This window comes from Aminobacter sp. LjRoot7, assembly GCF_964252895.1.
Classification (GTDB): domain Bacteria; phylum Pseudomonadota; class Alphaproteobacteria; order Rhizobiales; family Rhizobiaceae; genus Aminobacter; species Aminobacter aminovorans_B.
Window position 1 is genome coordinate 374,704 of record NZ_CAXUPX020000004.1, and the last position, 17,418, is coordinate 392,121.

Consider the following 17,418-nt stretch of genomic DNA (forward strand, 5'->3'; position numbering starts at 1 on the left):
TACGTGGCAGACACTCAATCGAACCACTCCAAGGGATTGCTGCTGACAGGCATCGGCGGACTGGCGCTGACCGTCGATATCCCGCTGATCAAGCTCGCCGACGGCAACAACTGGTCGATTCTCCTGATGCGCAGCGGAACGACGTTCATCGCCGCCATCATTATCTGGCTGGTCTGGCGCGCACTGAGCCCGAAGGCACCGCAACTCATCCCTGGCCGGGCCGGCCTCGTCGTCGCCGGCCTCTACGGCATCGGCTCGATTTCGTTCATCACCGCCGTCTACAACACCTCGACCGCCAATTTGGTGTTCATCCTGGCCTTCAACACGGTGTTTTCAGCCGTGCTGTCGTGGATGTTCCTGCGGGAAAGGCCGCGACCGGCAACCCTGCTTGCCATGCTGGCGATGGTCGGGGGCGTGTCGATCATCGTTGGCAGTTCGATCGGCACCGGCCATCTGTTCGGTGACCTGATGGCGGTGTGCTCGGCCTTCTGCATCGCCTCGGCCATCACCATTTCCCGCTCCAGCGGCAAGGACATGGGCTTTACCGCCCTCGTCGGCGTGCTGCTGCCTGGGTTGGTCGCAGCGTTCATGGTGTCCAAGACAGGCTTCAAGGTCGAAGCGCCGTGGTGGATCATCTTCAACGGCGCGGTGATCATGCCGATCTCGTTCTTCTGCCTCGCCAACGGCCCGAAATACATCTCCGGGCCGGAGGTCGCGATGTTCTACCTGCTCGAGACGGTGATGGCGCCGATCTGGGTGTGGATGATCTTTGCCGAGGTGCCGACCCGCAACAGCCTGATCGGCGGGGCGATCTTGATCGTCACGCTGATAGCCCACTCGGCCTGGCAGCTATCCGAGGGACGCAGGCGCCGGGCGAGCCTCACAAGGCAGCCGGCGTAACCAGCCGCCTTTCACCACTGAGACCTAGGGGCTAACCGGCCTGCTTGGTCGGCATGTCGCTTCGGATGGCTTCGATGGTGCGCGGCGTATCGCTCTCCGGCAAGGCATTGGCTGCGGCCAGCATCGCGGCCTCGTCGGTCAGTTCGACCTCGCGCAGCCATTCGCGCCAGATCGCGACGAGCAGCGCCATCAGCACGGGGCCGATGAACAGCCCGAGAAAGCCCATCGTCTTGACGCCGCCGATGAGGCCGAAAAAGGTCGGCAGGAACGGCAGCTTGATCGGGCCGCCAACAAGCTTGGGGCGCAAGGTCTTGTCGACGATGAAGAGCTCGATCGAGCCCCAGGCAAACAGGGCGACACCGGCAATCGGCGAGCCGCTGGCAACCAGATAGACTGACACGAGCGTGAACGACAAAGGCGCGCCACCCGGGATCAGCGCCATGAAGCCGGTGAGCACGCCGAGCGTCACCGGCGACGGCACGCCCGCAACCCAATAGGCAAGGCCGAGCACCACGCCTTCGCCGATGGCAATCAGCGTCATGCCGGTGACGGTGGCGCTGATCGTCTTGGGCACGACGCGCGAGATGCGCTCCCAGCGCATCGGCAGGATGCGCTCGCCGAGCCGATCGAGCTGGCTGACGAAGTGCTCGCCGTCACGATAGGTGAAAAACAGGGCGATAAGCATGAACAGCAGCGTCAGAAGGATGCCAAAGGCACTGCCGCCGGCGGCGAGCACACCGCGATAGATGCTGCCGATGTTGGCGCCGCTGAGAAGCTGGGCCAGTTCGCCGATGGCGCCGGGATGGCCGACATAGCGTGTCCATTGTTCGTTCAGCCATTCGCCGACAACTGGAAGGTTGTTGATCCATTGGGGCGTCGTCGCGCCGTGGCGGTTGGTTTCCACCGCCCAGCCAACCCAGTCGCGGATCTCGTTGACGGCGTAGGTTGCGGCAAAGGAGATCGGCACGACGAGGAAGGCGATGATGAACAGCAGGGCAAGCGTTGCGCCAATTGTCCTGTTGCCATCGACCGCGACGAGCAGACGCCGGTAGAGCGGCCAGCTGGCGAAGGCGATGACGAGTGCTGCCAGCACGGGCACCAGGAAGCCATGGAAGAAATAGATGCCCGCGGCGACGATCAGGACGAGCAGCCAGCGCGCCGCCGAAAGCGGCGGCACCAGAGCGGCACGCATCGGCTGGGCCGGGCCGAACAGCCTCTGCTCTCGCTCCGGCTTACGGGGATTGGTCACGTTCAAGAGCCTGGATCTCCTCGGCCCTGAAGTGGACCCGATTGACGCCCGGCGCACGGTTCAGCGCCGGTGGGGAGATCATAGAGCCTAAAGCGGTGCCGCGCACGAAAACTTTGCCGCACCGCACGCGCTCATTTGCCTCCTTCCGGCCTAGCCGAAGCGGCCGGTGCGCGGAAAGCCCTTGGGAACCATGCGTCCGGCGGTGGCGCGCGTGCCGATCCACTCGAGCAGTTCCTCGCGCGACCGGGTGAAGGTGCGTTCCGCCGAATCCAGCCAGCTCAGGCCGCTCTCCATCGTGAACGTCTTCACGTCGAGTACGCCGCCGTCCTTGTACTTCTGCAGCCGGACGCCCTTGCCACGGGTCATTTCCGGGATCTGCTCGAGCGGGAACACTAGCATCTTGCGGTTCTCGCCGACGATGGCGAGATGATCGCCGGTCAGCGGGATGCATCGCTTGGCTTCGTCGGGCGTCTTGATGTTCATCACCTGCTTGCCCTTGCGGGTGTTGGCGATGACCTCTTCCTCCGGCACGGTAAAGCCATTGCCTTCATGGCTGACGAGCAAGAGCTTCCGCTTGGGCTCGTGGACGAAGGCGGTGACGATGTCCTGATCATTGTCCATGTCGACGATGATGCGGATCGGCTCACCATGGCCGCGCCCACCCGGCAGCCGGTCTGCACCGATGGTGTAGAACTTGCCGCCTGTCGTGAAGACCAGGATCTTGTCGGTGGTCTGGGCGTGGAAGGCGAGCTTGAGGCTGTCACCTTCCTTGAAGGTGAGTTGCGAGAACTCGGCGAGATGCCCCTTCATCGCGCGCAGCCAGCCCTTTTCCGAGACGACGACCGTCACCGGCTCCTTCTCGATCATGGCGTGGTGGATGTCGGTCAGATCGTGATCCGGTGCTTCGGCAAAGACAGTGCGGCGGCGGCCAAGCTCGGTCTCGGGACCGTAATGCTTGCGGACCTCGCTCACTTCCCACTTGATCGTCGCCCACTGCTTGGCATCGGATGCCAGCAGTGCCTCGATCTGCTTCTTCTCGGTGCTGAGCGCGTCGTGCTCCTTGCGGATCTCGAATTCCTCGAGCTTGCGCAGCGCCCTGAGGCGCATGTTGAGAATGGCTTCAGCCTGGTTGTCGGTCAGGTCCCAGCGCGCCATCATGGTGCGCTTGGGCTCATCCTCCTCGCGGATGATGCGGATCACCTCATCGATGTTGAGGTAGGCGATCAGGTAACCGCCGAGGATTTCGAGACGCTTTTCGATCTCGCCGAGACGGAACTTCGAGCGGCGGACGAGCACTTCGCGGCGGTGGTCGAGCCATTCGCGCAGCACGCTCTTGAGCGACAGCACGTTCGGCACCTTGCCACGCGACAGCACGTTCATGTTGAGCGGGAAGCGGCTTTCGAGCTCGGTGAGCTTGTAGAGCGATTCCATCAACAGGCCCGGATCGACGGTGCGGCTCTTGGGCACCAGAACGACGCGAATGTCTTCCGCCGACTCATCGCGGATGTCTTCGAGCAGCGGCAGCTTGCGGGCGATCAGCAGCTCAGCAATCTTTTCGATCAGCCGCGACTTCTGCACGCCATAGGGAATCTCGGTGACAACGAGGTTCCAGGTACCCCTGCCCTGGTCTTCCTGCTGCCACATGGCACGCATGCGGAAGCCGCCACGACCTGTCTCATAGGCGTTGACGATTGAAGCCCAGTCATCGTCGACGCTGCCGCCGGTGGGGAAATCGGGCCCACGAACCTTGCAGCCGAGGCGAAGCTCGGGATCGTCCTTGATGCGCTCCCATTCGCCCGGCGAGGTCATCAGGTCGGTGACCGAAGCGTCCGGGTTGTCGATCAAGTGAAGGGCAGCGCTGCACAGCTCGGCCGCATTGTGCGGCGGGATCGACGTCGCCATGCCGACGGCAATGCCGGACGAGCCGTTGGCCAGAAGATTCGGAAACGCGCCCGGCAGGACGACGGGCTCTTCGTCTTCTTCGTTATAGGTCAGGCGATAGTCGACGGCGTCCTCGGTGATGCCTTCGAGCAGCGACACAGACACATCGGTCATGCGCGCTTCGGTGTAGCGCATCGCGGCAGCGCTATCGCCGTCGATGTTGCCGAAGTTGCCCTGACCGTCGATGAGCGGATAGCGGACCGAAAAGTCCTGTGCCAGGCGCACCAGGGCGTCGTAGATCGACTGGTCGCCATGCGGGTGGAACTTACCCATGACCTCGCCGACGATGCGGGCGCATTTGGCGAATCCCTGGTCAGGATTGAGCCTGAGCAGCCGCATGGCGTGCATGATGCGGCGATGGACCGGTTTCAGTCCGTCGCGCACGTCCGGCAGTGCCCGGTGCATGATGGTCGACAGCGCATAGGCGAGATAGCGCTCTTCGAGCGCCTTCTTCAGATCGACCGGTTCAATATTGTCGCCGCCATCATTTCCAGGCGGCACAAGCCCTTTTCCCATGGGTTTGGACTAGCGGAACGGGCGATTCGCGACAAGCCTTATCCCTAAATGCAAGGGCTACCGGGACAACACTGCGACAAATCTGCCCGCTCGCTAAAGTAGCAATCATGCGGTCAGCCGGTCATTCACCATTTTTGCGCGTGTTGCTCAGCAGTGATTGCCTTTTGGATCGAATTGCGGCCATTGTCGTTGCGTCGCCTTCTTCCGGTCCAGTTCGTGGCTGACGTAAGGCTGAATCATTTCACAAGTCTCAGGGATCTATGATGACGCAACACCGCTCTGCATTCCGCAAGCTCGCACTCACGACCTTCCTGTTCTCGCTGCCGCTCAATGCAGCATTCGCCCAGGATGCGACTGCGGTCGCCGAGCGGCTCAAGTCAGTGCTGGCCGGCCAGAACGTGACGCTCGGCTGGAGCAGCGTCACGGGCGACGCTTCCGAAGCGGTGCTCGAAGGCGCGACCATCGCCTTGGCCGGCGAAGGCAAGCCGCTGTCAATCGGCAAGCTCACGCTCAGCGGCATCACCGAAGAGAATCGCGGCTTCAAGATCGAAACGATCACGACCGAGCCCTACAGCCTCAACGAAGGTCCGACCAAGGTCGAGGTCAGCCCGCTGACGATCGGCAATGTCACGCTGCCGGCCACCGATTCGACCGACCTGCTGGCATCTTTCCTGATGTATGAGACCGCCAACCTCGACAATGTCAGCGTCAAGATCGGCGACAAGCAGGCCTTCCAGATGACCAACTTCGCGGCCGAGGTGACCCCTCCTGCCGACGGCAACGCGATGGAGTTTACCGGTTCGGCCGAGAAGTTCACCGCCGACCTGACGCTGGTCGAAGACCCGCAGTCGAAGGCCGCGATCGAAGCGCTCGGCTACCAGAACATCTCCGGCGACTTCCAGATGGAAGGCACCTGGCAGCCGACCGACGGCCGCATGGCGCTGTCGAGCTATGACATCACCGTCGACAACGCCGGCACGCTCGGCATGACCTTCGACCTCGGCGGCTACACCGTCGAATTCCTGAAGTCGGTGCAGGAACTGCAGAAGAAGATGGCCGCCCAGCCGGAAGGCACTGACAACTCGGCCCAGGGCCTCGCCATGCTCGGCCTGATGCAGCAGCTGACCTTCAACGGCGCAACTGTCCGCTTCGACGACGATTCGGTGACCAACAAGGTTCTCGAATACCTTGCCAAGCAGCAGAACATGACGGCCAAGGACATTGCAAACCAGGCCAAGGCGATCGTGCCGTTCCTGATGATGGAACTGAACAATCCGGAGCTGTCGACCCAGGTGACCGCTGCTGTCACCGCCTATCTCGACGCGCCCAAGTCGATCGAGATCGCAGCCAAGCCAGCCTCGCCGGTTCCGTTCGCGCTGCTCGCCGCAAGCGGCATGTCGAACCCCAAGGACCTGCCCAAGACGCTCGGCCTGACGGTTACGGCGAACCAGGACTGATCCTGGTCGCTAGATCCGGAAATGAAAAAGCCCGGCAGCGATGCCGGGCTTTTTTTGTTGAGTGGAAAGAGTCGCTTGCGCGGTTTGCTTAAGCTTCTTTCTTGGCCACCGCGACACGCAGCGACAGCTCGCGCAGCTGCTGCGGGGTGGCTTCCGAAGGCGCGTTCATCAACAGGTCCTGCGCCTGCTGGTTCATCGGGAACAGCGTCACTTCACGCAGGTTCTTGGCACCGACGAGCAGCATGATGACACGGTCGACGCCGGCGGCCATGCCGCCATGCGGCGGGGCGCCGTACTGGAATGCGCGGTAGAGGCCGCCGAACTGCTCCTCGACCTCTTCGCGCGTCTTGCCGGTCAGCTCGAACGCCTTGACCATCAGCTCGGGCAGCTGGTTGCGGATCGAGCCGGAGGCGATTTCGAAGCCGTTGCAGACCATGTCGTACTGATAGGCCTTGATGGTCAGCGGATCCTGGTTGTTCAGCGCATCCAGGCCGCCCTGCGGCATCGAGAACGGGTTGTGGGCGAAGTCGATCTTCTTTTCTTCTTCCAGCCATTCGTAGAACGGGAAGTCGATGATCCAGCACAGCTCGAAACGGTCGCGGTCGACGAGGTTCAGTTCCTCGCCGGCGCGGGTGCGGGCGGCACCAGCAAACGAGACGAACTTCTTGGGGTCACCCGCGACGAAGAAGGCAGCATCGCCGTCCGACAGGCCAAGCTGCTGGCGGATCGCTTCGGTACGCTCTTCGCCGATATTCTTGGCGATCGGGCCAGCGCCCTCAAGCTTGTCGCCTTCCTTGCGCCAGAAGATGTAGCCGAGGCCCGGCTGGCCCTCGCCCTGCGCCCAGGAGTTCATGCGGTCGCAGAATGCGCGCGAACCACCAGTCTTGGCCGGAATCGCCCAGACCTCGACCTTCGGGTTCGAGGCGATCATGCCGGCGAACACCTTGAAGCCCGAGCCGTCGAAATGCTTGGTGACTTCCTGGATCTCGATCGGGTTGCGCAGGTCGGGCTTGTCGGTGCCGTAGGTGCGCAGCGCGGTGTCATAAGGAATGCGGCGGAACTGCTGGGTGACCGGCTTGCCGTCGGCAAACTTCTCGAACACGCCGCGCATCACCGGCTCCATCGTGTTCCAGACGTCTTCCTGGGTCACGAAGCTCATTTCGAGGTCGAGCTGGTAGAATTCGCCCGGCAGGCGGTCAGCACGCGGATCTTCGTCGCGGAAGCACGGCGCGATCTGGAAGTAGCGGTCGAAGCCAGCAACCATCAGCAGTTGCTTGTACTGCTGCGGCGCCTGCGGCAGCGCGAAGAACTTGCCCGGATGGATGCGGCTGGGCACCAGGAAGTCGCGTGCGCCTTCCGGCGACGAGGCCGTCAGAATCGGCGTCGAATATTCGGTGAAGCCCTCGCCGGTCATGCGGTTGCGCATTTCGGCGATGATCTTGGTGCGAGCTACGATGTTCTTGTGCAGCGTTTCGCGGCGCAGGTCGAGGAAGCGGTACTTGAGGCGGATGTCCTCGGGATATTCCGGCTCGCCGAACACCGGCAGCGGCAGTTCCTTGGACGCCGACAGAACCTCGATTTCCTTGGCGAAGACTTCGATCTCGCCGGTCGGCAGGTTGCCGTTGACGGCTTCCGCCATGCGCGCCTTGACCTCGCCGTCGACGCGGATGACCCATTCGCCGCGCACGGTCTCGGCGACCTTGAAGGCAGGCGAATCGGGATCGGCGACGATCTGCGTCAGGCCGTAATGGTCACGCATGTCGATGAACAGCAGGCCGCCGTGATCTCGCACGCGATGCACCCAGCCGGACAGGCGAACGGCGGAGCCGACGTCGGATTTCCTCAATTGAGCGCAGGTGTGGCTGCGGTAACGATGCATGGCAAATTTTCCGGTTCAGGCTGTGTGGACGTCACGCCGGGGCGACAGCTGCGCCCGGGCCTAAAATTTGGCGCGAAAAGCGCATGGGTGCCCGGCTTTGTCAAGGTTAAGCGGCTTTTGGACCGCTCTTGCGTAGGGTCAAAAGCGCTTCTTCAGCCAGACCCTGGAGTACCCGACCGGATAATCGTCGATCCGGCCGAGCTCCTCATATCCCAACCGCTTGTAGAACTCCGGCGCCTGGAAGGTGTACGAATCGAGGTGAACGCCGATGCAGCCGCGCTGCCTTGCCGCTTCCTCGGCCTCGGCCAGCAGCCGCTGGCCGAGGCCCTCGCCACGGTGAGCGCTGCTGATCCACAGCCATTCGACGAACAGCCATGTGTATTCGGACGAACCCTTGAGACCGCCTGCAACCGAACCGTCGTCGCCGCGGGCAACCACCCACAGGTCCTCATCGTTATGTGGACCGGCCGTATCGTAGTTGTAGGCGTTCAACCCTTCGCCGATGAACCTGGCGGTCTCGTCATCAATGCTGGTGCTAACGGTCAGTGTCGTCATCGCGGCCTCGTTCGTCCCTGGCAGTCGAGCCAGCGGCGCACGCTAACCGCCTCCACGGCGGCAACGTTGGCGCAGTCGACGGAATATGTCGCACCAGCGGCTGTCTGCCATTGACCGATCAGGCAAACTGTAGCCACCTCAGCTTTTGTATCGCGTGCCTGATGTCCTCCATACGCCCCCTCATCCCGCTCCTGATCACCGCCGGCATCCTGTTGGGCGGCAACGGCCTGCAAAGCACCTTGATTGCGCTGCGCGGCGCGCAGGAGGGATTTTCGGCATCGACGATCGGCCTGATGGGGACGTGCTATTTCGTAGGCTTCCTGCTCGGCTGCCTCTTCATCTCACGCATCATGAAGGCCGTAGGCCACGTCCGGGCCTTCGCGGCACTCGCCGCCATCGCCGCCTCGGCAACGCTGACGCTGGTGCTCGTCATCGACCCGGTGATGTGGTCAGTGATCCGCTTTGCCACCGGCTTCTGCTTCGCCGGGCTATTCACCGTGATGGAGAGCTGGCTCAACTCGGGTGTTTCCAATCATGACCGCGCCCGGATCCTGGCGATCTACCGCATCATCGACATCGGCTCGGTGACCGGCGCGCAGTTCATGATCCCGGTCTTTGGCGCCGGCGGCTTCACCATCTTCGCCATCATGTCGATCATGATCACGCTGTCGCTGGTTCCGGTCTCGCTCGGCGACCGCTCCAATCCGACACCGCCGGAAGAGGTCAAGCTCGACCTCAAGCGCGCCTGGCAGATATCGCCGCTGGGCAGCATCGGCTGCATCTTCGTCGGCGTCACCAACAGCGCTTTCCGCACGCTGAGCCCAATCTATGCCGAGCAGATCGGCCTGTCGGTGACCGACGTCGTCACCTTCGTCAGCGTCGGCATCATCGGCGGCGCGCTCGTCCAGTACCCGCTCGGCTACATGTCCGACCTGTGGGACCGGCGCATGGTGTTGCTCGTCACCACGGCGGGTGCGATGGCCTCGGCACTGATGCTGGTGTTTTTCGCCGGCGACTCGCCGCTGGCAAATTTCGTCTATGTCTTCATCTTCGGCTCATTCGCCATGCCGCTCTATTCGCTGTCGGCGGCGCATGCCAACGACCGCGCCGAAAAGGGCGAATTCGTCCTGATCAATGCGGCGCTGATGCTGTTCTACTCCGTCGGCGCCATCGCAGGTCCGTTCGTGGCCTCTCTGGTGATGGAGCGATACGGCCCGCATTCGCTGTTCAGCTTCAGTGCTGCCGTTTACGTCGTGTTCGTTGCGGTGATCATCTACCGCATGGGTTCGCGCTCGCCGGTGCCGGCCGGCCATCGCGGCCGCTTCATCGCCTTGTTGAGGACGTCGCCCATTTTTGCCCGTCTTGCCGGCCGAAACAGCTCCTCCAACGGCACAGATGACCGCTAGACATACCCATCGGACGTGCAAGTGCTTGACGAAAGGGCGCCCGGCTGAAATGGAAAGATAACGCGTTCTGATAAAAGCAATATTATGCATGTAATAACGACCCAGGACGAACTCGAAACCGTCGTAGCCGCTCTCGAAAAATCCAACTTCGTCACGGTAGACACCGAGTTCATTCGCGAAACCACTTTCTGGCCCGAGCTCTGCCTGATCCAGATGGCAGCACCCGGCGTTTCGGCGCTGGTCGATCCTCTGGCCCCTGGCCTCGACCTCAAGCCATTTTTTGCGCTGATGGCCAACGAGGCGGTGACCAAGGTTTTCCATGCCGCCCGCCAGGACATCGAAATCATCTTCCATCTCGGCGCTCTGATCCCGCACCCAGTGTTCGACACCCAGGTCGCAGCCATGGTCTGCGGCTTCGGCGACAGTGTCTCTTACGAGCAGATCGTCCAGAAGATCACCGGGGGGCGCATCGACAAGTCGTCGCGCTTCACCGACTGGCGCCACCGGCCGCTGTCGGAAAAGCAGCTCGACTACGCTTTGGCCGACGTCACGCACCTGATCGACGTCTACAAGCATCTCGTCACCGAACTCGAGCGCGAGAACCGCGCGCATTGGCTCAATGAAGAGATGGAGGTCCTGACCTCCCGCGAGACCTACGACCCGCATCCCGAAGATGCCTGGAAGCGGCTCAAGATGCGGCTGCGCAAGCCGCAGGAGCTGGCCATCGTGCAGGCGGTGGCCGCCTGGCGCGAGCGCGAGGCGCGCGAACGCAATGTGCCGCGCGGCCGAGTGCTCAAGGACGACGCAATCTACGAAGTCGCCCAGCAGGCGCCACGCGATGCCGTGGCACTGGCACGGCTGCGCACCACGCCCAAAGGCTGGGAGCGCTCGTCATCGGCGACAGCACTGCTTGGCGTCGTCAACGCGGCGCTCGAAATTCCGCGCGACCAGATGCCCAAGCTGCCCAAGACGTTCCAGCCGCCGGAAGGCTCTAGCGCCGCTTCCGAGCTGCTGAAGGTCCTGCTGCGGCTCGTTTCCGAGAAGGAAGGCGTGGCTCCCAAGGTGCTGGCTTCGGGCGACGACATCGACCGCATTGCCGCCGAAGGCGAGGCCGCCGACGTCCCTGCCCTCCAGGGCTGGCGCCGCTCGGTGTTCGGCGAGGCCGCGCTGAAGCTGGTGCGCGGCGAACTCGCTATTCGCTTCGACAAGCGCAAGATCGCGGTGTTCGAGATCGACGCCTGAACAGCCTGCGGCGCGGTTCAAACCGCGCCGGCGAGGTGCAGCGCGAACCAGATCCAAAGCAGTGCCAGAAGCAGCGCGCCTGAAATAAAGGCCCTGCTGCGATACTTGATCCTGTTGGTGGTCAGGTGGAACCAGGCGTGCGCATAACGCAACGCCACGAATAGCCACGCCAGCACGAGCGCGACGTAAGAAACGCCTGAAGTCACGTAGAGCGACAGGCACGCGGCATAGAACAGTACCGGCAATTCGAACTGATTGATGACGTTGTTGGCGGCGGTGACGCTCGATTCAGGCTCGGTAGACCGCGTCTTGAACTGATTGATACGAGCTTCGCCCGAGCGAACCGCATTCCTGCGCCGGGCCGAAAGTACGGCATAGACGATGTAGACCAGCAGGACCTGTGCAAGCATGGGCCAGAAAATGGCAGCCTGGTTCATAAACATCCCCTCAAGCAAAGTGAAATAATAACAAGATCATCTGCCACAACACTTCATTCTGATTAATAGAGAATTTACTGACGTGGGCGAGATTATGGGACCGAAGCACTGTTCCATGATCGGCCAGACATGATGCTCCCTGCAACCGCCAATCGCTTTCAGCCGGCCTTGTCGGTCATCCAGGCGGGGACCTATGCACGCGAACGCGCGATGCGCGAGGATGCGCAGGCCGCGAATGGTGGCGTGAAATTGGTCGGCGGCATGGCGCAGGCGGCGCCGACGCCGCCAAAGGACATGCAGGCGATCAACGAATACTATTTCGGCCTCAGCATCACGCCGATGGAGGCGATGTTCGCACTGGTCGAGAAAACGGTCGACTATCTCAACGACAGGCTCAGCGAAGGGCGCGACGGCGATCCGAAGCGCATCGAGGCCGGCAACAAATGGCGCGACGAGGCGCTGCAGAAGCCCGTGGCGGTGGGCTCCGCCGAGGATTACTCGATACCGAAGCCCGGCGAGAACGGCGTCAGCTTTCGCTCAGTCGCCAAGCTGATCCGGGACAGCTTCAAATCGGAATACCTAAACGCTGACCAAGACCTCAGAAAGCTTCTGGAGGACACGGTTGGCTTTCGCCTTCACGGCATGAGTGTGACCGATCTGCTCGACGCGTTTATCGAGCCTGAAAGCGATGCCGCCAAACGGGTCTATGATTCGATATCAGAAGGGCTTGCCGGCCAGGCCGGCAGCAAGGCATCGCAGCGGATGGAAGCCGCCACAGAAGGACCCAAGTCGGTCGAAGACACTGTCGCCGCACAGCGCAACAAATCCTCGATCGACGTCGTCGACGAAGAGACCATTGCCGAGGACCAGAAGGCCATCAAGGCGGCACAAGCCAATGAAAAGCTCGACGAGGCGGCGGCCATTCCCGAAAAGGTCGAGGAAGCGCTGAAAGAAGTGCTGGAGGACATTGAAGCGAAGGACGGTGACCAGCAGGCAATTGCCGCCGCAGCCATCCAGGCGCTGACTGGGCTGGGTGCTGCGGTTGGGCCAGAAACAGCTTCGGAAGTCGACGTCGGCAAGATTGCCATTCCAGAAGGTGCGGCAGAGAAGCTCAAGATCAAAGCACCGGGCCTGAGCAACGAGCCGGAAACGAAATCCGACAAGCTGCGTGGCGTGCTTGCGCACTATCTCGAGTTCGTCGAGACCAGCTCCGCCAATGACGACAAGCAGCAGAAATTCTCGATAAGGCTCTAGGCCTGCCGGTTCGTATCGCGGCCGCCGGCGTTGCCGTATGACGATCTGCTTTTCAGCCCTGCCAGGGCAAAGGCTGCAAAGACGATGGCAGGTACGGCCAGAAGCGCGAATTTCGTCACGATCAAAGCTGACGCCAGCGACATCGACTTTGCTCCGGCTGACGGCGGGTCGGACAGGATGCGCGCGACGACGATGTTTTGGGCATAGTCGGCAATCGTGTAGGGCAGCACCAAGGTCAAAGCCGTCACCGAGCGCATCGTCTCGGACAGCGCCGCGAAGCGCGGCAGATGCTCGCCTGATTTCAGGACCAGGCTGACAAGCGTCAGCGACAGCAATGCCGGAAAGATCAGGTCGAACGTCAGATAGTGCCAGACGAGAATGATCTCGGCGCCCGGCCGCCCCAACCCTGCGACCCAGGCAAAGCCCTCGCTCTCCGAGAAACCGAGGAAACGCAGGTCGAGCGATGGCAAGCCACCGCTCAGGCTGCGGAAATAGAAGAACTCCAGCATCGTCATGGCGGCGAAGACCGCCGCCGTGACAACACCCAGCGCGGCAGCGTGGCGCCGCAGCCGAAGGACCATCAAATCACATGCCGCCCGGGTAGTTCGGGCTTTCGCGGGTGATGGTCACGTCATGGGCATGGCTCTCGCGCAGGCCGGCATTGGAGATGCGCACGAAGGTGGCGCGCTCGCGGAAGTCGGCCAGATTGCGGCCACCGACATAACCCATGGCAGCCTTGAGGCCGCCTGCAAGCTGGTGCAGCACGCCGCCTACCGGGCCCTTGTAGGGCACCTGGCCCTCGATGCCCTCGGGCACCAGCTTGAGCGTGTCGCGAACCTCTGCCTGGAAGTACCGGTCGGCCGAGCCGCGGGCCATCGCACCCACCGAACCCATGCCGCGATAGGCCTTGAACGAGCGGCCCTGGTGCAGATAGACCTCGCCCGGGCTTTCCTCGGTGCCGGCAAGCAGCGAGCCGATCATCGCAGCGCCAGCACCTGCAGCAAGCGCCTTGGCCAGATCGCCCGAATACTTGATGCCGCCGTCGGCCACGACCGTAACGCCGGACTTCTGGGCAGCCTCGACCGCCGACATGATCGCCGAAAGCTGCGGCACGCCGACGCCGGCGACGATGCGGGTGGTGCAGATCGAGCCTGGTCCGATACCGACCTTGACGGCGTCGGCACCTGCATCGATCAACGCCTGGGCGCCGTCGGCGGTGGCGACATTGCCGGCCATGATGCGGACCGAGTTGGAAATCTTCTTGGCGCGGGCAACGGCGTCGAGCACGCGCTGCGAATGGCCATGCGCGGTGTCGATGACCAGCAGGTCGACGCCAGCGTCGATCAGGCGCTCGGCACGCTCGAAGCCGTCATCGCCGACGCTGGTGGCCGCCGCAGCCCTCAGGCGTCCCTGCGCATCCTTGGAGGCGTTCGGGTTGAGCTGCGACTTCTCCATGTCCTTGACGGTGATGAGGCCGACGCAATTGCCATGCTTGTCGACGACGAGCAGCTTTTCGATGCGGTGCTGGTGCAGCAGGCGCTTGGCCTCGTCCTGCTCGACCGTCTCCTTGACGGTGATCAGGTTCTCGCGCGTCATCAGCTCGTAGACCTTCTGCGCCGGGTCGGAGGCAAAACGCACGTCGCGATTGGTCAGGATGCCGACCAGCCGGCCAGTCTTCTGGCCACCGGTGCCGCCGTTCTCGACGACCGGAATGCCTGAGATGCCATGCGTGCGCATCAAGGTGAGCGCGTCGGCCAGCGTGGCATCCGGGCCGATGGTGACCGGGTTTACCACCATGCCGGATTCGAACTTCTTGACCTGGCGGACCTGCTCGGCCTGCTCGACCGGCGTGAAATTGCGGTGAATGACGCCGATGCCGCCGGCCTGGGCCATGGCAATGGCCAGGCGCGCCTCGGTCACCGTGTCCATGGCCGCCGAAATGATCGGCACGTTGAGGTCGATGTCGCCGGCAATGCGCGTGCTGATGTCGGTCTCGCCGGGCATGACCTCGGAATGACCGGGCTGCAGCAGCACGTCGTCAAAGGTCAGCGCCAGAGCGCCGGTGGAGGATTCAATGATTTTTGCCATGGCCAACCTCGGAATGCGTGAAGGGACGCTGGAACCGTTGGTATGCAGCGTCGACTCGTCTTTTCCCTTTCAGGATTGGCGGTGGCTGGTACCACGTCTTCGAAGCGATGAAAAGCGCATGATGATGGCCAATCGCACGCCGTGCGGACCGACCGGCTTGCACCGACTCGTTTTCTCGGCAAGCTGCGACAGCGGCCAAATGCAGCCGAAGATTGTATGGGCACATCACCATGAACGACATGTCGGCAACCCAGCAGCAGCCCTCGCCACTCCAGGCGATGCGGCGCGAGCACTTCACCTTTACGGGCACGACGCGCGAGTATTTCGGCATCTGGATCGTCAATGTGCTTTTGACCATCCTTACGCTCGGGATCTATTCGGCCTGGGCCAAGGTGCGGCGCCAGCGTTACTTCTATGGCAACACGCATCTTGCCGGCGCCAGCTTCGACTATCATGCGCTGCCGTGGCGTATCCTGGTCGGGCGCATCATCGTGCTGGTGCTGCTCGTCGCCTACAATCTGACGCTGCAGTTCCTGCCTATTCTCGGCCTCGTCATCTTTGTCACGCTGATGTTCGCCATTCCATGGTTCATCATGCGCGGCCTGCGCTTCAATGCGCGCGTGACAAGCTATCGCAACGTGCGTTTCGACTTCACCGGCGGCTACTGGGGGGCGTTTCTTGCCTACATCGTCGGCGGCATGCTGATCTACGGCTCGCTCGGCCTGCTTGCGCCGCTCGCGTCGCGGTGGATCTGGAACTACATGCTCGGCAACCTGCGTTATGGTGGCCGGCCGATCGAATGCGACCCGCGCCTGGACAGGCTTTACGGCCAGTGGTGGCTGCCGGCGTTCGTGTTTGTCGGCGGCTCCGTGCTCGCCGGCGCCTTGGCCTTCGGCCTGCTGATCGGGTCCGGGTTCAAACCCGTCGATCCTGCAAGCGCCAGCGGCTGGTCGATCGGCATGATGATTATCACGCTTTATGGCGCGATGATCCCGCTGTTCCTGGTGTTCATGCTGTCGACGCTGATCTACCGGGCCGGCACGCGCAATGTCGCGATGAACGAGACCGTCATCGACGGCAGGCACATGCTGGCCTCGTCGATCAGCCGGCGCCGTTTTGCCTGGATATCGATCAGCAACCTGTTCGCGACGATCTTCACCCTCGGCCTCGCCCGCCCCTGGGCTGCGATTCGCATGGCCAGCTACATGGCCACCGTGACCGCACTGGACACCACGGGATCGCTCGACGCCTATGCGAGCACGCTGCAGAACGAGGGCACGGCGACGGGTTCCGAGTTCCTCGACGTGGAAGGGTTCGACCTTGGTTTCTGAGCCCACAGCCGTCTCCGGCCTCTGGCGCAAGGCCGGCGAAGCCCGCGCCGTCGAGGCCCGTTTGACCATCGCCATCGACGGTGGAACCGCAGTTACCGATATGGCTGGCGTGCAACTCGTGGCCTCGCCCTTTTCAGCAGTCACGATTTCAGACCGTGTCGGCTCGATCGCCCGTCACCTGACATATCCCGGCGGCGGTGTCTTCGAGACCACAGACAACGATGGCGTCGACGCGCTCATCGCCCCATATGCGGGCAAGCGCTCCGGCTTGATCCACCAACTCGAGCGCTTCCATCCCCGCTTGCTGGTGTTCGTCGCAGCAACCGTCGTCCTCTGTGCCGCGCTCTATCGTTATGCGGTTCCGGTTCTGGTCGAGGTGGCAGTTGCGGTCACGCCGCCTTCGGTGACCACACTGATGAGCAAGAGTGCGCTTGCCTCACTCGACCAGGCGATCTTCGAACCGAGCAAGCTCAACGCGGAACGGCAGAATCTGTTAAGCGAGGGCTTTGCCGGCCTCGTGGCACTTACGCCACGGGCGGAGGCCGGGCATCCGGCCTATTCGCTCAATTTCCGCGCCGGTGGGGCGATCGGCCCCAATGCATTTGCCTTGCCGGATGGAACTGTCGTCCTGACCGACGAACTCGTCGAACTGGCCGGCAAGGACGACGAGATGATCCTCGGCGTGCTTGGCCACGAGATCGGCCATGTCGACCACGAGCACAGCCTCAGGCAACTCTACCGGGCGGCCGGCGTGACGGCGCTGATCATGCTGATTGGCGGCGACATCGGCTCGGGCACCGAGGACTTGGTGATCCAGGGCTCGGCATTAATGGCGCTGTCCTACTCGCGCGGTGCCGAATCCGAGGCGGACAGGTTCAGCGTCGATCTCATGCACAAGGCCGGACGTGACCCCACTGCTATCGCCCGCTTCTTCGAGCTGCTGCGCGACAAATATGGCGACGAGGACGACACCGACTTCCTGTCGACTCATCCGGCGACGCCGGAACGCATCGCCGAGACATTACGTTATGCCCGCGAGGTCGGCGCCTCGAAGTAGCTGGCCCTGAATTGCGAAGGCGCTGGCTACGGACATGCGTCGGCATCCATGATAACCCTCGGTTGCGGTCGAACCTGCGGCCGCGTTGCGTCTGACTTCCTGCCCC

At 62.7% G+C, this 17,418-nt stretch carries 14 protein-coding genes; 7 read left to right on the plus strand and 7 right to left on the minus strand.

Features of this window, described 5'->3' with window-relative positions; translation table 11 throughout:
- The first annotated feature begins 3 nt into the window (after positions 1 to 3).
- Entirely contained in the window at positions 4 to 900 is an 897-nt protein-coding gene (locus tag ACSQ3E_RS14915; RefSeq protein WP_310326701.1) for a DMT family transporter, read from the plus strand.
- 31 nt (positions 901 to 931) lie between these two features.
- Here ACSQ3E_RS14915 and ACSQ3E_RS14920 read toward each other — a convergent pair whose 3' ends face one another.
- Together ACSQ3E_RS14920 and parC are read right to left on the minus strand one after the other, a co-directional pair.
- The gene (locus tag ACSQ3E_RS14920; protein WP_436123279.1) at positions 932 to 2,155 is read right to left on the minus strand and encodes an AI-2E family transporter; all 1,224 of its coding nucleotides are present in this window, start codon (positions 2,153 to 2,155) and stop codon (positions 932 to 934) included.
- A gap of 144 nt (positions 2,156 to 2,299) precedes the next feature.
- Positions 2,300 to 4,606: a DNA topoisomerase IV subunit A gene (gene parC, locus ACSQ3E_RS14925; protein ID WP_310326699.1), complete on the minus strand. Its 2,307-nt coding sequence runs from the start codon at positions 4,604 to 4,606 to the stop codon at positions 2,300 to 2,302.
- A gap of 263 nt (positions 4,607 to 4,869) precedes the next feature.
- On the opposite strand from parC, the gene ACSQ3E_RS14930 reads away from it, so the two are divergent.
- Positions 4,870 to 6,063 carry a hypothetical protein gene (locus tag ACSQ3E_RS14930; RefSeq protein ID WP_436123280.1) on the plus strand — a complete coding sequence of 398 codons (1,194 nt, stop codon included), beginning with the start codon at positions 4,870 to 4,872 and terminating at the stop codon, positions 6,061 to 6,063.
- Between the two features lie 88 nt (positions 6,064 to 6,151).
- Here ACSQ3E_RS14930 and aspS read toward each other — a convergent pair whose 3' ends face one another.
- Together aspS and ACSQ3E_RS14940 are read right to left on the minus strand one after the other, a co-directional pair.
- On the minus strand, positions 6,152 to 7,942 hold the full coding sequence (gene aspS / locus ACSQ3E_RS14935; RefSeq protein ID WP_436123281.1) for an aspartate--tRNA ligase: 1,791 nt from the start codon (positions 7,940 to 7,942) through the stop codon (positions 6,152 to 6,154).
- Between the two features lie 138 nt (positions 7,943 to 8,080).
- The gene (locus tag ACSQ3E_RS14940; protein ID WP_436123282.1) at positions 8,081 to 8,497 is read right to left on the minus strand and encodes a GNAT family N-acetyltransferase; all 417 of its coding nucleotides are present in this window, start codon (positions 8,495 to 8,497) and stop codon (positions 8,081 to 8,083) included.
- Positions 8,498 to 8,646: 149 nt separating this feature from the next.
- On the opposite strand from ACSQ3E_RS14940, the gene ACSQ3E_RS14945 reads away from it, so the two are divergent.
- Together ACSQ3E_RS14945 and rnd are read left to right on the plus strand one after the other, a co-directional pair.
- Positions 8,647 to 9,903, plus strand: coding sequence for an MFS transporter (locus tag ACSQ3E_RS14945; RefSeq protein ID WP_436123369.1), 1,257 nt, complete (start codon positions 8,647 to 8,649; stop codon positions 9,901 to 9,903).
- 84 nt (positions 9,904 to 9,987) lie between these two features.
- Positions 9,988 to 11,145, plus strand: coding sequence for a ribonuclease D (gene rnd, locus ACSQ3E_RS14950; protein ID WP_310326692.1), 1,158 nt, complete (start codon positions 9,988 to 9,990; stop codon positions 11,143 to 11,145).
- Between the two features lie 17 nt (positions 11,146 to 11,162).
- Here the strand turns inward: rnd and ACSQ3E_RS14955 are convergent, their stop codons facing one another.
- Positions 11,163 to 11,582 carry an MAPEG family protein gene (locus ACSQ3E_RS14955; protein ID WP_310326690.1) on the minus strand — a complete coding sequence of 140 codons (420 nt, stop codon included), beginning with the start codon at positions 11,580 to 11,582 and terminating at the stop codon, positions 11,163 to 11,165.
- Positions 11,583 to 11,711: 129 nt separating this feature from the next.
- On the opposite strand from ACSQ3E_RS14955, the gene ACSQ3E_RS14960 reads away from it, so the two are divergent.
- The gene (locus tag ACSQ3E_RS14960; RefSeq protein ID WP_436123283.1) at positions 11,712 to 12,836 is read left to right on the plus strand and encodes a hypothetical protein; all 1,125 of its coding nucleotides are present in this window, start codon (positions 11,712 to 11,714) and stop codon (positions 12,834 to 12,836) included.
- Here ACSQ3E_RS14960 and ACSQ3E_RS14965 read toward each other — a convergent pair.
- On the minus strand, positions 12,833 to 13,417 hold the full coding sequence (locus tag ACSQ3E_RS14965; protein ID WP_436123284.1) for a hypothetical protein: 585 nt from the start codon (positions 13,415 to 13,417) through the stop codon (positions 12,833 to 12,835). The genes ACSQ3E_RS14960 and ACSQ3E_RS14965 overlap by 4 nt on opposite strands.
- Positions 13,418 to 13,421: 4 nt before the next feature.
- Complete coding sequence (gene guaB, locus ACSQ3E_RS14970) at positions 13,422 to 14,924, minus strand: IMP dehydrogenase (RefSeq protein ID WP_436123285.1); 1,503 nt, start codon at positions 14,922 to 14,924, stop codon at positions 13,422 to 13,424.
- A gap of 230 nt (positions 14,925 to 15,154) precedes the next feature.
- Here guaB and ACSQ3E_RS14975 point away from each other — a divergent pair, with 230 nt between their 5' ends.
- Positions 15,155 to 16,255 carry a YjgN family protein gene (locus ACSQ3E_RS14975; protein WP_436123286.1) on the plus strand — a complete coding sequence of 367 codons (1,101 nt, stop codon included), beginning with the start codon at positions 15,155 to 15,157 and terminating at the stop codon, positions 16,253 to 16,255.
- Positions 16,245 to 17,312, plus strand: coding sequence for a M48 family metallopeptidase (locus ACSQ3E_RS14980; protein WP_436123287.1), 1,068 nt, complete (start codon positions 16,245 to 16,247; stop codon positions 17,310 to 17,312). The genes ACSQ3E_RS14975 and ACSQ3E_RS14980 overlap by 11 nt, the downstream gene beginning before the upstream one ends.
- Positions 17,313 to 17,418: the final 106 nt, after the last annotated feature.